Source organism: Streptomyces sp. A2-16 (genome assembly GCF_018128905.1).
In the GTDB taxonomy this organism is placed as follows: domain Bacteria; phylum Actinomycetota; class Actinomycetes; order Streptomycetales; family Streptomycetaceae; genus Streptomyces.
On record NZ_CP063808.1, the window covers coordinates 1,212,360 to 1,226,251 of the forward strand.

Here is a 13,892-nt window from a genome sequence, read left to right on the forward strand (position 1 = left end):
GGAGATTAGGCCCTATACCACTTCGCGCCCTGCCGTGCGAACATCTTCTGCTATTCGGCGCAAACAGCTGAAAGCAGACGGTCGTTGGCGTTACTGTCAGTTTCGTGTTCGCTGCAGAACGTCGCCAATTGATCCTCGAAATGGTGCGAGCCAACGGGGCTGTATCGCTCCGTGAGCTCGCCCGCGTCGTCCAGACCTCCGAAGTGACCGTACGGCGGGACGTGCGCGCACTGGAGGCAGAAGGACTCCTCGACCGCCGACATGGCGGTGCGGTATTGCCGGGCGGGTTCACGCGGGAGTCCGGCTTTCCGCAGAAATCGCATCTCGCGACCGCCGAGAAGACGGCCATCGCCGATCTCGCCGCGGGTCTCGTCGAAGAAGGCGAGGCCATTGTGGTGGGGGCGGGTACCACCACCCAGGAGCTGGCCCGCCGGCTCGCCCGGGTTCCGGGACTGACCGTCGTGACCAATTCCCTGCTGGTGGCCCAGGCGCTCGCCCATGCCAACCGGGTGGAAGTCGTCATGACCGGCGGCACCCTGCGCGGTTCCAACTACGCCCTGGTGGGTTCGGGGGCGGAACAGTCGCTCCAGGGGCTCCGGGTCTCGCGGGCCTTCCTCTCCGGAAGCGGGCTCACCGCCGAGCGCGGGCTGTCCACGTCCAACATGCTGTCCGCGTCCGTGGACCGGGCGCTGGTGCAGGCCGCCGCGGAGGTGGTGGTCCTCGCCGACCACACCAAGCTCGGCACCGACACGATGTTCCAGACCGTGCCGACCGACGTGATCACCCGCCTCGTGACGGACGAGCCGCCGGCCCACGACGACCGGGCCGCCACAGAACTCCAGGCGCTCGCCGACCAGGGGGTGCAGATCGCCGTGGCCGGCGCGTCGGGAGCGCCGGGGGGTGATCAGGTCCCGGCGCGGCAGCAACAGCGCCGGGACGTGCCCCTGCCGGGACCCCGCCGCGGCCAGGTCCCGTCCGGCCCCACCCTCCGCACCGCCACGGTCCTCGGCGACCCGACTCCGGGGGCGGAGCGGGCACGAGTGGCAGACCTTCGTCGCCGCTGAGCCCGCTGGGTGAGGGGGCGGTTGTCCTCGGCGGCCTGAGGAAACGGGCCGGCCGGGCGGGGGGAAGCGGCGCACCGCTTCGAGGGTGCGGCCGCTCGGGACCGGCTGCTTGAGACCGGTTGCTCGATGCCGGTTGCTCGGAAAGTGCGGGGCTGTTCCGGGCGGGCCGGGTTGACGGCCGGGGGTGCCGTGCGGCTCGGCGGTCGTGGAGCGGGTTCGGTCGAAGGTGCTGGGCCCGTGGAGCCTCGGAACCGGTTGAGGGGCTGGGCTGCGGTGCGGTTCGGCTGTCGTGGGGCGGGGCGCCGGTGGGGGCGCTTGGGCTCCGGGAGCCGGGGCGGTTCGTTGGCGTGGGGTTGTCGTGCGATTTCCGATGGTCGTGGGGCCGCCGTGCCTCGCGGGATCGGGATCGGTGTCCGGGTGCGGGCAGAGGTGCCCTTGAGTCCCCGACGTTCGGCGTGGGCGGGATGCCCGCTCAACCCGCCCTCCGTCCAACCCCGGCGATCCGAGCCGGACGCTTCACGTGGCGGAGGGAAGCCGTAGCCGGGTGCGCACCGCGTAAGGCCACCGTCTCGGGGGACGGGGAAGCGAGGCGCCCCGCGGACCGACTGCTCCGGTCCGCGGGGCGCCTCGGGATGCCGTAGCGGCACAGGGCGTACGAGGTGCGGTCAGTCCTTGATCTCGCAGATCGCCGCGCCCGAGGTGATCGACGCCCCGACCTCCGCGGACAGGCCCTTGACGGTGCCGGTCTTGTGCGCGTTGAGGGGCTGCTCCATCTTCATCGCTTCGAGTACGACGATGAGGTCGCCCTCCTTGACCTCCTGGCCCTCCTCGACGGCGATCTTGACGATCGTGCCCTGCATCGGGGAGGCGAGGGTGTCGCCGGAGGCCACCGGGCCGGACTTCTTGGCCGCCCGGCGCTTGGGCTTGGCACCCGCCGCGAGGCCGGTACGGGCCAGGGACATGCCCAGGGAGGAGGGGAGGGAGACCTCCAGGCGCTTGCCGCCGACCTCGACGACGATCGTCTCGCGGTCCGCGTCGTCCTCGGCCTCGGTGTCGGCCGGAGCCGCGAAGGGCTTGATCTCGTTGACGAACTCGGTCTCGATCCAGCGGGTGTGGACCGTGAACGGGTCGGCGGAGCCGGTCAGTTCGGGGGCGAACGCCGGGTCGGTGACCACCTTGCGGTGGAACGGGATGGCGGTGGCCATGCCCTCGACCTGGAACTCCTCCAGGGCGCGGGCGGCACGCTGCAGGGCCTGCTCGCGGGTGGCGCCGGTGACGATCAGCTTGGCCAGCAGGGAGTCCCAGGCGGGGCCGATCACGCTGCCGGACTCCACGCCCGCGTCCAGGCGGACACCGGGACCGGAGGGCGCGTCGAAGCGGGTGACCGTGCCGGGGGCGGGCAGGAAGCCGCGGCCCGGGTCCTCGCCGTTGATACGGAACTCGAAGGAGTGGCCGCGCAGCTCGGGATCGCCGTAGCCCAGTTCCTCGCCGTCGGCGATACGGAACATCTCGCGCACCAGGTCGATGCCGGCGACCTCCTCGGTGACCGGGTGCTCCACCTGGAGGCGGGTGTTGACCTCGAGGAAGGAGATGGTGCCGTCCTGGCCGACGAGGAACTCGCAGGTACCGGCGCCCTCGTAGGAGGCCTCCTTGAGGATGGCCTTGGACGCGCGGTACAGCTCGGCGACCTGCTCGTCGGAGAGGAAGGGCGCGGGGGCCTCCTCGACCAGCTTCTGGTGGCGGCGCTGCAGCGAGCAGTCACGGGTGGAGACGACGACCACGTTGCCGTGCTTGTCGGCCAGGCACTGGGTCTCCACGTGCCGGGGGCGGTCGAGGTAGCGCTCGACGAAGCACTCGCCGCGGCCGAAGGCGGCCACCGCCTCACGCACCGCGGAGTCGTAGAGCTCGGGGACCTCTTCGAGGGTGCGGGCGACCTTCAGACCGCGCCCGCCACCGCCGAAGGCGGCCTTGATGGCGATCGGCAGTCCGTGCTCCCGGGCGAAGGCCACGACCTCGTCGGCACCGGAGACCGGGTCGGGGGTGCCGGCCACGAGGGGGGCGCCGGCGCGCTGCGCGATGTGCCGGGCGGCGACCTTGTCACCGAGGTCGCGGATGGCCTGCGGCGGCGGGCCGATCCAGATCAGACCCGCGTCCAGGACCGCCTGCGCGAAGTCGGCGTTCTCGGACAGGAAGCCGTAGCCGGGGTGGATGGCGTCCGCGCCCGACTCACGCGCGGCGCCCAGGACCTTCTCGATGTCCAGGTAGCTGGTGGCCGGGGTGTCACCGCCCAGGGCGAACGCCTCATCCGCGGCGCGGACATGCAGAGCGTCCCGGTCCGGGTCGGCGTACACGGCCACGCTCGCGATACCGGCATCCCGGCAGGCCCGGGCAACGCGGACAGCGATTTCGCCACGGTTGGCGATGAGCACCTTGCGCACGATTGAGGCTCCCTCCTTGAAACAAGCCGAGTTTAGGGACTGCCGACACGGCTCTTCGACCCATCCCCTGTGGTGAGCTTCCCCACACGGAGCGTGATGCGGGGCTTGCACGACCGGCGAAATCCCTTGTCGCACCTCGGTACGCAGGACTCCTCCCGGAAACCCTAGTCCTCCTCTGTGGCCAAGGTCTCTGTGAGAGCGTGCTGCGGACCACTCCGTTTCTTTGTGGAGTCCCTACGAATGGCCCAATGATTCTTTGCCCTCGGCCGAACCCTTGTCCCGCGGTTTACCCGTTAGTAGCGTTCGCGCTGTATTGAACGTACTTCGGGTAACCAGAGCACGGCTCGAAAGTGGGTGGGGACCGGTGATACGCAGGCCGGTGGCGTGGGTCGTGGCGGTCGTCCTGTTGGCCGAGGCGCTCGGCGTGGCGATGCTGAACTGGCTCATGGGCAATCTCGTCGACGCGCAGAACATGTCGCTGGCCGGACTGGATCCGGACGCGATGTCGATGTCCTCGAAGATCGGCGGGGTCGTCTTCGGCCTCTACTTCGCGCTGTGCGCGCTGGTGGCCGTGCTGGTGGCGGTGCGCGACCGGCAGCCCGCCGGGCTCGGCCGGGTCCTGCTGGTCAGCGCAGCCGTGGTGCACGGCCTGCTGGCCGCGGTGGCCTGGGCGCTGATCGGCCGGCCCCAGTTCCTCTTCATGGTCGTGATGCTGGGGCTGATCGTGCTCGTGCTGGTGACCTACGACGGACGCCGGGGCCCGGCCGCGACGGACCCGCAGGACACGAAGGGACCGGACAGCCCCGAGAGCGCCGAGGAGCCGCAGGACACCCAGGAGCCCGCCACCTCCCCGCTCACACCTCCGCCCACGCCCACGACTCCGTGACGCAGTTGCCCGGGGTGGTCGGCGGGCAGGTCGGCGGGGCTGGGTTGGGGTCGGTCGCCTCGGCGTGGTGAGCGTGGTGGTCGAGGGCGTCGGGGAGCCGCCGCGCCCCCAAGAGGCCGGCGCCTGCCCGCTCACTCCTCCGTCTGGGCCCACAACTCCGTGATGCCGACTCCCAGTTGGGCCAGCAGGCGGCGCAGTAGCGGCAGGCTGAGGCCGATCACATTGCCGTGGTCGCCGTCGATGCCCTCGATGAACGGGGCCGAACGGCCGTCCAGGGTGAACGCCCCCGCGACGTAGAGGGGTTCCCCGGAGGCGACGTACGCGGCGATCTCGGCGTCGGTCGGCTCGCCGAAGCGGACGACGGTGGAGGCGACCGCGGAGACGTACCGGCCGCTCGTCGTGTCGTAGACGCAGTGGCCGGTCTGCAGGGTGCCCGCGCGTCCGCGCATGGCCTTCCAGCGGGCCGTCGCCTCCTCGGCGTCGGCCGGCTTGCCGAGCGCCTGGCCGTCCAGGTCGAGCACGGAGTCGCAGCCGATCACCAGCGCGCCCTTGACCTCGGGCTTCGCGGAGACGACGGAGGCCTTCGCCTCGGCGAGGGCGAGCGCCAGTTCGGCGGGCGTGGGGGCGGAGACGGCGTCCTCGTCGACCCCGCTCACGAGCACTTCGGGGGTCAGTCCGGCCTGCCGCAGCAGGGCCAGCCGGGCGGGGGACTGGGAGGCGAGGACGAGTCGGCGGCGCGGCTGATCGGTCATGCGGTCAGCGTAGTGCCGGTCAGCGCAGCCCGATCACGATCATCGCGAGCACCATGGCCAGGGCCAGGAAGACGCTCAGTCGCCGAAGCATGTCCTGCATGTCGCGCAGTTCCTTCGGCGGTTCGTTCTCGGGGTCGGACCACAGCATGGTTTCCAGGGTGCGGCGCTTTCGCGGGGGGCGCCTGAGTACGCGTACTCAACTTCTCTAAACGGTACTGTGGTTCCATTAGGTCGTTGAGTGTCGATGTGAGGGGTACGTGTCGTGTTCACCACCGCTTGGTCCGCCTCGCCCCAGCTCCCCAGCGAGGGCTTCACCCCCAACTGGTCCCGGGAGGGCTTCTGGCGGCAGTCCGTGCGCCAGGTCGTCCGGCTGTCGGCGGGCGGAGGGCGGGTGCGGGTCCGGCTCTCGAACGCCTACGGCGCCTCACCGGTCCGTATCGCGGGCGCGACCGTCGGCCGCACGACCGCCGGGGCAGGCGTCGAACCGGGCTCACTGCGTCCACTCGTCTTCGCGGACGGGATACCCGCGAGGGGGGAGGCGGTGAGCGAACCCGCCGAACTCCCCGTGGCCGCCGGGGAGTCGGTGACCGTCACGCTGTACTTCGACGCGGCGACCGGACCCGCCACCTTCCACGCGCAGGCCTTCACCACCGGCTACCGGGGCGAGGGGGACCTGCTCGGCGATGTCGGCGGGGAGGGATTCGACGCGGTGAGCGAGTCCTGGTACTTCCTGGCCGTCGTGGAGACCGACTCCGGGCGCACGGACGGTGTCGCGCTGTTCGGTGACTCCCTCACGGACGGGTTCGGGTCCACGGTGGGGGCCGACCGGCGGTGGTCGGACGCACTGGCCAGGCGCACCGGACGGCCCGTCCTGAACGCCGGGATCGGCGGGAACCTGCTCCTCAACGACTCCGCGTGGTACGGCGAGAAGGGGGTCGGGCGGTTCCGGCGCGATGTGCTCGGGCTCACCGGGGTGGACACGGCCGTCGTGCTGCTGGGGGTCAACGACATCGGGTTCAGCGAGACCGGCACGGAGCCGACGTACAAGCCGGCCCCGGTCGTCGAGGCGGACGAACTCGTCGCCGGATACCGGGAGTTGCTACGGCAGGGCCGGGGGCTGCGGGTCATCGGGTGCACCCTGGTGCCGTTCGGGGGCTCCGACCACTGGGGTGAGCACGCGGCGAAGGTCGCGCACGAGGTCAACGAGTGGATACGCCGCTCGGGAGAGTTCGACGCGGTGGTGGACCTCGCACGGGAGCTGGCCGATCCGGCGGACCCGGACCGGCTGCGTCCCTCGTACGACTTCGGCGATCACCTGCATCCGAACGATCCCGGATACGAGGTGATGGCCGAAGCCCTGTCGGCCGTCCTCTAGGACGGCCAGTAGGTGCGGGACCAGGCCGTCGGCCCCGGCCGGGGCAGGCGGCGCCCCGTGATGCGGGACGGGTCGGACCACGCGTCCTTCGGCTCCTCCGCGCCCGACGGCGTGTCCGATGCCGCCGCGGCGCGCGCCCGGACCACCGCCAGGGCGGCGGCGAGCTCCTCCGGGGTGGGGTTTCCCCGTACGACCTTGATGTTCATGACGGCTCCCGGCAGGGCTAGAGGGGGATGTTGCCGTGCTTCTTCGGAGGCAGGGACTCGCGCTTGGTGCGGAGCTGGCGCAGGCCCCGGACCACATGGCGGCGGGTGTCCGACGGCATGATCACGGAGTCGATGTAGCCGCGCTCGGCCGCGATGTAGGGGTTGAGGAGGGCGTCCTCGTACTCCTGGATCAGCCGGGCGCGCACCGCCTCCAGATCCTCCCCGTTCGCCTCGGCCTCCGCGATCGTGCGGCGGTGCAGGATGTTGACCGCGCCCTGGGCGCCCATGACGGCGATCTGGGCGGTGGGCCAGGCGAGGTTGAGGTCCGCGCCGAGGTGCTTGGAGCCCATGACGTCGTAGGCACCGCCGAAAGCCTTGCGGGTGATCACCGTGATCAGGGGGACCGTGGCCTCGGCGTAGGCGTAGATCAGCTTGGCGCCGCGACGGATGATGCCGTCGTGCTCCTGGTCGACGCCCGGCAGGAAGCCCGGCACGTCCACGAAGGTGATCACCGGGATGTTGAAGGCGTCGCAGGTGCGGACGAAACGGGCCGCCTTCTCCGACGCGGTGATGTCGAGACAGCCGGCGAACTGCATCGGCTGGTTGGCGACGATGCCGACCGGATGACCCTCGACGCGGCCGTAGCCGGTCAGGATGTTCGGCGCGTACAGCGGCTGCGTCTCGAAGAACTCGGCGTCGTCCAGGATGTGCTCGATCACCGTGTGCATGTCGTACGGCTGGTTCGCGCTGTCCGGGACGAGGGTGTCCAGCTCGCGGTCCTCGTCGGTGACCGAGAGGTCCGCCTCCTCCGGGTAGACCGGAGCCTCGGAGAGGTTGTTGGACGGCAGGTACGACAGCAGCTGCTTGACGTACTCGACGGCGTCCTTCTCGTCCCCGGCCATGTGGTGCGCCACGCCGGACACCGCGTTGTGGGTACGGGCGCCGCCCAGCTCCTCGAAGCCGACGTCCTCGCCGGTGACCGTCTTGATGACGTCCGGGCCGGTGATGAACATGTGCGAGGTCTGGTCGACCATCACCGTGAAGTCGGTGATCGCCGGGGAGTACACGGCTCCGCCGGCGCAGGGCCCGACGACCAGGCTGATCTGCGGGATGACACCGCTCGCGTGGGTGTTGCGGCGGAAGATCTCGCCGTAGGCGCCGAGGGAGGCCACACCCTCCTGGATCCGGGCGCCGCCGGAGTCGTTGATGCCGATGACCGGACAGCCCGTCTTCAGCGCGAAGTCCATCACCTTGACGATCTTCTGCCCGTAGACCTCGCCCAGCGCGCCGCCGAAGACGGTGAAGTCCTGGGAGAACACGGCGACCGGGCGGCCGTCGACGGTGCCGTACCCGGTGACGACACCGTCGCCGTACGGCCGGTTCTTCTCCAGCCCGAAGTTGGTGGAGCGGTGACGGGCGAACTCGTCCAACTCCACGAAAGAGCCCTCGTCGAGGAGCAGCTCGATGCGCTCACGGGCCGTCAGCTTGCCCTTGGCGTGCTGCTTCTCGACGGCACGTGCGGAGCCGGCGTGCGTCGCCTCCTGGACGCGGCGCTCGAGATCCGCGAGCTTGCCCGCGGTGGTGTGGATGTCGATCTCTTCCGGCTCGGACATCGGTCTCGCGGCTCCCTGCCTGCTCAAAAGGGGGGACGGTTACTCATCCGTAGAGTAGTGGTGCCCCTACGAATCAGCAGTGCGGCGTTTCACACACCTAGGGTGGCTTGCATGACGCCGCGAGATGTTTCAGGAGACGACAGCCGTTGGTCGGATCTCGACCGGCCGCCCCTCAACGCCGCCGCGCTGCGCCGCGGGCTGGTGCGGGAGGGCGGGCTCTGGTCCGGGATCGAGGTGGTGGCCGGCACCGGCTCCACCAACTCCGACCTGGTCGCCCGCGCCAACGCGGGCAAGGCGGCCGAGGGCGCGGTCCTCGTCGCCGAGGAACAGACCGCCGGTCGTGGCCGCCTGGACCGCCACTGGACCGCTCCGCCGCGGTCGGGCCTGTTCTTCTCCGTCCTGCTGACCCCGGCCGACGTCCCGGTCGCCCGCTGGGGCTGGCTGCCGCTGCTGACAGGCGTGGCCGTGGCGACGGGCCTGTCGCGGGCGGCGGGCGTCGACACGGCCCTGAAGTGGCCCAACGACCTCCTGGTGACCGTGGGCGGCGAGGAACGCAAGGCCGGCGGGATCCTCGCGGAACGGGCGGGCGAGGACGGCGTCGTCGTCGGCGTCGGCATCAACGTCACGCTCCGGGAGGACGAGCTGCCGGTCCCCGGCGCCGGATCGCTGGCGCTGGCCGGAGCGGTGAGCACGGACCGGGACCCCCTGCTGCGGGCCGTCCTGCGCTCCCTGGAGGAGTGGTACGAGCGGTGGCGGGCGGCGGCGGGCGATCCGACCGTGAGCGGCTTGCAGGAGACGTATGCGGCGGGGTGCGCGACGCTGGGAAGGACGGTACGGGCGGAGCTGCCGGGTGATCGTGCGTTGGAGGGAGAGGCGGTGGCGGTGGACGGCGACGGCCGCTTGGTGATCGCGACGAAGGAGGGCGTGCAGGAGCCGGTGGGCGCCGGAGACATCGTCCACTTGCGACCGGCGTGAGCTGAGATCCTCAGGGGCGCGACCAGCCACGGACGGCCCGCAGTCGACCGAGGGCGTCGGCGTGCCAGGGTCTCCCTCCTCCACTTAACGGAGTGAGGACGTGAGCTGCGGCACACCTGCCGTACAGTTGAGGCCGGTCGATACCTGACCGTGACAGATCGGAAGGGCAGCAGGCGTGACCGCAGACGACACGGGCTCCGGCGCGGACGCGACCCCGCACCCGCTCGCCGTGCGTCTCGAGCAGCTCATCCTCGGCGCCGAGCGGCGCTACACCCCCTTTCAGGCGGCCCGCACCGCCGGCGTCTCCATGGAGCTCGCGACCCGCTTCTGGCGGGCGATGGGCTTCGCCGACGTCGGCCAGGCCAAGGCGTTCACCGAGGCGGACGTCCTCGCGCTGCGCCGGCTCGCCGGTCTCGTCGAGGCGGGGCTGCTGAGCGAGGCCATGGCCGTACAGGTGGCGCGGTCCACCGGGCAGACCACCGCCCGGCTGGCCGAGTGGCAGATCGACTCCTTCCTGGAGGGCCTGACCGACCCCCCGGAGCCGGGCATGACCCGCACCGAGGTGACGTACCCGATCATCGAGCTGCTCCTGCCGGAACTGGAGGAGTTCCTCGTCTACGTCTGGCGCCGCCAGCTCTCCGCCTCGGCGGGGCGGGTCGTGCAGGCCGCCGACGACGAGGAGATGGTCGACCGGCGGCTGTGCGTCGGCTTCGCCGACCTCGTCGGGTTCACGCGGCTGACCCGCCGGATGGAGGAGGAGGAACTCGGCGAGCTCGTCGAGGCCTTCGAGACCACCGCCGCGGATCTCGTGGCGGCCCGGGGCGGGCGGCTCATCAAGACCCTCGGCGACGAGGTGCTGTACGCGGCCGACGACGCCGCGGTGGCCGCCGAGATCGCCCTGCGCCTGATCGAGACCATGGCGAACGACGAGACCATGCCCGAGCTGCGCGTCGGCATCGCCTTCGGCACGGTGACCACTCGGATGGGCGATGTCTTCGGTACGACGGTGAACCTCGCCTCCCGGCTGACCTCGATAGCTCCCCGGGACGCCGTGCTCGTCGACACCGCCTTCGCCGAGGAGCTGATCCGCCACGGCGACGCGCCCGCCTCCGAGGCCGAGGCGGCCGAGGCCGCGGCCGCCGCCGAGAAGGAGGGCGAGGAGCCGCCGACGTACCGCTTCGCGCTCCAGCCGATGTGGCAGCGGCCGGTGCGTGGACTCGGCGTCGTCGAGCCCTGGCTGCTGACCCGCCGGGACGTGGGTCCCTCCTAGCCGCGCTGCTGCACGCACAGGCCGATGATCGGCACGCACAGGCCCGGGGCGGGCTGCGGCGCGTGGGTGGGCTGAGCCGTGGGCGCCGGTGCGGGGGCCGGTGGGGGTGCGGTCCGGCCCGGCGCTGGGGCGGCGCTCGTCGCCGGTGAGTGGGGCCGCGCGGTCGCCGTGGGAGCCGGAGCCGGGGTGTTCGGTGCCTCCGGGATCGTCGTGGGGGCCGCCCCGCGGGGCAGTGGGACGACGGTCGCGGCGGTCGCTGCGGTCGCGGACGCCGCCGGGGCCGCCGGGGCGGCGCCCGGGGTGGGGGTCGCGGAGATGCCGCCCATCGCTGTCGTCGACGACGGGCTCACCAGCGGGACGGCGCCCACGGTGGCGGAGGTGTTCGTCGCCCGCTCCGTGCCGGGGCCTGCGCCTGTCCCCGGGACGAGGTCGATGTCGGTGTCCGTGCCCGGGGCGGCCTGGGGGTCCGGCTCCGTCGCGCCGTAGCCGCCCAGTCCGGCGTCGGGGGTCAGCCGTACGAGGCTCAGGGCGCCCGCGGCCAGGGCGAGACCGCCCGCGGCGAGCAGGACCTTGCGGGGGCGGGGCTTGCGGTGGCGGCCGCGCGGTCCGAACAGGCGGGTGCCGCCGTCCGCCGTCGGTCCTGTCGTCATCGTCGTCGCCGTCATGCTTCCTCCCCTGGATGCCCGCGCCCCCTGTGCGCCGTGGCCGGGCGCACGTTATGCGCTGCCGTGGGCGGTCGGGGAGGAGTTGGGCGGGATGTCACTCGAACGGGGTGTCGGGTGGGTCGGCGGGAACCTTTCACGGCGGGGGGTGGGGCTGCGATGATCGGAGCGTTCTTGTTAACCCGCGTTAACCGGGAGGGTGTCATGGCCGAGGAGCGGTTCGGGGAGTTCGTGCTGGTACGGCGGCACGGGGAGGACGGTGTCGCCGAGCTCGTGCTCGACCGGCCCAAGGCGATGAACGCGGTCTCCACCGAGATGGCACGGTCCGTCGCCGCCGCCTGTGCCGCGCTGGCGGGTGATCAGGGGGTACGGGTGGTCGTGGTGACCTCCACCCATGAACGGGCCTTCTGCGTGGGGGCCGACCTGAAGGAGCGGAACTCCTTCAGCGACGCGGAGCTGCTGCGGCAGCGGCCGGTGGCCCGGGGGGCGTACACGGGGGTGCTGGAGCTGCCTGTGCCGACGATCGCCGCGGTGCACGGGTTCGCGTTGGGCGGGGGGTTCGAGCTGGCGCTGTCGTGCGACCTGATCGTGGCCGACCGTACGGCGGTGGTGGGGTTGCCGGAGGTGTCGGTGGGGGTGATTCCCGGGGGCGGGGGGACGCAGCTGCTGCCTCGGCGGGTGGGGGCGGCGCGGGCGGCGGAGCTCATCTTCACGGCGCGGAGGCTGGAGGCGGAGGAGGCGCATCGGCTGGGGCTCGTGGATCAGCTGGTGGAGGCCGGGGAGGACCGGTCCGAGGCGCTGGAGCTGGCGGGGCGGATCGCAGCGAACTCGCCTGTGGGGTTGCGGGCGGCGAAGCGGGCGTTGCGGCTGGGGCAGGGGTTGGATCTGCGGGCGGGACTGGAGGTGGAGGACGCGGCGTGGCGTTCGGTGGCGTTCTCCGGGGATCGGGCGGAGGGGGTGGCGGCGTTCAATGAGCGGCGGGTGCCTCGGTGGCCTGGGGAGTGACGGTGGCTGGGGTGGCGGGGCGGTGCCGGGTGCGGGTTGGTGGGGGCGGGCGTTTTGCGCCCACGCGGCGGAACCGCACATCGACGCAGTCTCGCGCCCCTGGATGCCTGCGGCGGCCTGCTTCGGTTCGGTGGGGGCTGTTGTAGCGCGTGCGGGTGCGTTGGGGGTCGGGGCCGGGGTGGGGGGTATCCGTCCTCGGTCCGGCGGCTCGGTCACTTGAGCAGTGCTCGGTAACGGACGCCGGCCGCTGCGGGCGGACACCCCCCACCCCGTCCCCTTCGCACCGTCGGCGACTGAAGCTCCTTAGGGGCGCGGGGAACTGCGCGACCAGCCCCCACCGGCCGGCAGTCGCCCGACAACCGCACCGGCCCTCTAACGGCCCAACCACAACCGGCCCCCGCCCGAATCCTCCCTAGCCTGGGGTGATGGGTGAGGACATGCGGCTGGCGGCGGTTGTCGCGTTGGCGCAGGGGATGGCGGCGGCGCACGGCTCGCGGGAGGCGTGGCGGGCCGCTGCCGCCGGGGCGTGCCGTGCGCTCGGGGGGAGTTTCGCCGCGTTGTCCGTGTGGGAGCGGGAGCTCGGGCGGCTCAGGGTGCTGGTGAACGTGGGGGAGCGGGCCGCCGGGGAGGAGGAGTTTCCCGACGGTGAGGCATATCCGGTGCATCAGTTCCCGGAGATCACCGAGTTTCTGCACGAGCGGTGGGCCGGGGGCGGGGAGCCGAACGCGTGGGTGGAGACGGCGGAGGGGCCGGCGGCCGGAGGGCGGCCGGGATATGTGCATCAGCGGGTCGCCGCCCTGCGCAGGAGGGGGCGGGGGAGCTGTGTCGTGGCCCCCATCGTGCTGAACGGGCGGGCCTGGGGCGAGCTGTATGTCGCCCGCCCCACCGGGGCCCCCGTCTTCGGGCGGGAGGACGCCGACTTCGCCACCGTGCTGGCCGCCGTGGTCGCCGCCGGTATCGCGCAGGCGGAGCGGCTGGAGGAGGCGAGACGGCTGGCGTTCACGGACGCGCTGACCGGGCTCGCCAATCGCCGTGCCGTCGACGTGCGGCTCGACGAGGCCGTCGACCGGCACAAGAGGGACGGGGTCGTCGTCAGTCTCGTCGTGTGCGATCTCAACGGGCTCAAGCGGGTCAACGACACCCAGGGGCACGCGGTGGGCGACCGTCTGCTGGAACGTTTCGGGTCGGTGCTGTCGCTGTGCGGGGCCATGCTGCCGGGAGCCCTGGCGGCGCGGCTCGGAGGGGACGAGTTCTGTCTGCTCGCCGTCGGGCCGCCCGCCGACGAGGTGGTCAAGGCGGCCGATGAACTGTGCCGGCGGGCCGGTGAGTTGGAGCTGGGGGAGGGGGTGGCCTGCGGGGTCGCCTCGACCGGGGATTCCATCGGCCCCGTGCGGTCCGCCAGGCGGCTCTTCCGGCTGGCCGACGCCGCGCAGTACCGGGCCAAGGCCGAGCGTGCCGACCGGCCCGTCGTCGCGGGCCGGGGAGGGGCCGACGATCCCGTCGTACGGCTGGCCGATGCCGCTTCTTCCGGGCAGACGCCGGAGCGGCGGAAGTTCCGGGGGCGGCAGCCCTGAGGGGGGCGCCGCTTGTAAGGGGCGTAACCCCGACCCACTAGTGACATCCAGGAATTCAGTGCGTACGCTCCT

The 13,892-nt window shown here is 72.1% G+C and carries 13 protein-coding genes; 7 read left to right on the forward strand and 6 right to left on the reverse strand.

The features are described 5' to 3' along the window. The first annotated feature begins 104 nt into the window (after nt 1–104). A complete protein-coding gene (locus IOD14_RS05705; RefSeq protein ID WP_123991327.1) occupies nt 105–1,064 on the forward strand; it encodes a DeoR/GlpR family DNA-binding transcription regulator in 960 nt (319 codons plus the stop codon). Nucleotides 1,065–1,729: 665 nt separating this feature from the next. Here the strand turns inward: IOD14_RS05705 and IOD14_RS05710 are convergent. Next, a complete protein-coding gene (locus IOD14_RS05710; protein WP_212669793.1) occupies nt 1,730–3,502 on the reverse strand; it encodes a biotin carboxylase N-terminal domain-containing protein in 1,773 nt (590 codons plus the stop codon). A 364-nt stretch (nt 3,503–3,866) separates the two neighbouring features. Here IOD14_RS05710 and IOD14_RS05715 point away from each other — a divergent pair, with 364 nt between their 5' ends. After that, a complete protein-coding gene (locus tag IOD14_RS05715; RefSeq protein WP_249125844.1) occupies nt 3,867–4,388 on the forward strand; it encodes a hypothetical protein in 522 nt (173 codons plus the stop codon). A 131-nt stretch (nt 4,389–4,519) separates the two neighbouring features. On the opposite strand, the gene IOD14_RS05720 is transcribed toward IOD14_RS05715, so the two are convergent. Then, nucleotides 4,520–5,140, reverse strand: a complete 621-nt coding sequence (locus IOD14_RS05720) for a nucleoside triphosphate pyrophosphatase (protein WP_212669794.1) — start codon at nt 5,138–5,140, stop codon at nt 4,520–4,522. A 19-nt stretch (nt 5,141–5,159) separates the two neighbouring features. After that, a complete protein-coding gene (locus IOD14_RS44720; RefSeq protein ID WP_086724589.1) occupies nt 5,160–5,288 on the reverse strand; it encodes a hypothetical protein in 129 nt (42 codons plus the stop codon). A 114-nt stretch (nt 5,289–5,402) separates the two neighbouring features. Between IOD14_RS44720 and IOD14_RS05725 the strand changes: the two genes are divergently transcribed. After that, entirely contained in the window at nt 5,403–6,515 is a 1,113-nt protein-coding gene (locus IOD14_RS05725) for an SGNH/GDSL hydrolase family protein (RefSeq protein ID WP_212669795.1), read from the forward strand. On the opposite strand, the gene IOD14_RS05730 is transcribed toward IOD14_RS05725, so the two are convergent. Together IOD14_RS05730 and IOD14_RS05735 are read right to left on the reverse strand one after the other, a co-directional pair. Further along, nucleotides 6,512–6,721 (reverse strand): acyl-CoA carboxylase subunit epsilon, encoded by a 210-nt coding sequence (locus IOD14_RS05730; RefSeq protein WP_212669796.1) that lies wholly within the window; start codon nt 6,719–6,721, stop codon nt 6,512–6,514. The two genes, IOD14_RS05725 and IOD14_RS05730, sit on opposite strands and share 4 nt — an antisense overlap. A gap of 17 nt (nt 6,722–6,738) precedes the next feature. Next, nucleotides 6,739–8,334 (reverse strand): acyl-CoA carboxylase subunit beta, encoded by a 1,596-nt coding sequence (locus IOD14_RS05735; RefSeq protein ID WP_123991333.1) that lies wholly within the window; start codon nt 8,332–8,334, stop codon nt 6,739–6,741. 111 nt (nt 8,335–8,445) lie between these two features. Here IOD14_RS05735 and IOD14_RS05740 point away from each other — a divergent pair, with 111 nt between their 5' ends. Then, on the forward strand, nt 8,446–9,309 hold the full coding sequence (locus tag IOD14_RS05740; protein WP_123991334.1) for a biotin--[acetyl-CoA-carboxylase] ligase: 864 nt from the start codon (nt 8,446–8,448) through the stop codon (nt 9,307–9,309). A gap of 175 nt (nt 9,310–9,484) precedes the next feature. Beyond that, entirely contained in the window at nt 9,485–10,579 is a 1,095-nt protein-coding gene (locus IOD14_RS05745) for an adenylate/guanylate cyclase domain-containing protein (protein WP_212669797.1), read from the forward strand. Here the strand turns inward: IOD14_RS05745 and IOD14_RS05750 are convergent. Beyond that, entirely contained in the window at nt 10,576–11,244 is a 669-nt protein-coding gene (locus IOD14_RS05750) for a hypothetical protein (protein WP_212669798.1), read from the reverse strand. The two genes, IOD14_RS05745 and IOD14_RS05750, sit on opposite strands and share 4 nt — an antisense overlap. A gap of 201 nt (nt 11,245–11,445) precedes the next feature. Here IOD14_RS05750 and IOD14_RS05755 point away from each other — a divergent pair, with 201 nt between their 5' ends. Both IOD14_RS05755 and IOD14_RS05760 read left to right on the forward strand, forming a co-directional pair. Then, nucleotides 11,446–12,246: an enoyl-CoA hydratase-related protein gene (locus IOD14_RS05755; RefSeq protein WP_212669799.1), complete on the forward strand. Its 801-nt coding sequence runs from the start codon at nt 11,446–11,448 to the stop codon at nt 12,244–12,246. 425 nt (nt 12,247–12,671) lie between these two features. Then, entirely contained in the window at nt 12,672–13,820 is a 1,149-nt protein-coding gene (locus IOD14_RS05760) for a GGDEF domain-containing protein (RefSeq protein ID WP_123991337.1), read from the forward strand. Nucleotides 13,821–13,892: the final 72 nt, after the last annotated feature.

Bases quoted from the DNA above. Each gene is read 5' to 3' on its own strand.
- IOD14_RS05730 (WP_212669796.1), bottom strand. From the start codon at position 6,721: ATGAACATCAAGGTCGTACGGGGAAACCCCACCCCGGAGGAGCTCGCC.
- IOD14_RS05750 (WP_212669798.1), bottom strand. From the start codon at position 11,244: ATGACGGCGACGACGATGACGACAGGACCGACGGCGGACGGCGGCACC.
- IOD14_RS05720 (WP_212669794.1), bottom strand. From the start codon at position 5,140: ATGACCGATCAGCCGCGCCGCCGACTCGTCCTCGCCTCCCAGTCCCCC.
- IOD14_RS44720 (WP_086724589.1), bottom strand. From the start codon at position 5,288: ATGCTGTGGTCCGACCCCGAGAACGAACCGCCGAAGGAACTGCGCGAC.
- IOD14_RS05755 (WP_212669799.1), top strand. From the start codon at position 11,446: ATGGCCGAGGAGCGGTTCGGGGAGTTCGTGCTGGTACGGCGGCACGGG.
- IOD14_RS05760 (WP_123991337.1), top strand. From the start codon at position 12,672: ATGGGTGAGGACATGCGGCTGGCGGCGGTTGTCGCGTTGGCGCAGGGG.
- IOD14_RS05740 (WP_123991334.1), top strand. From the start codon at position 8,446: ATGACGCCGCGAGATGTTTCAGGAGACGACAGCCGTTGGTCGGATCTC.
- IOD14_RS05735 (WP_123991333.1), bottom strand. From the start codon at position 8,334: ATGTCCGAGCCGGAAGAGATCGACATCCACACCACCGCGGGCAAGCTC.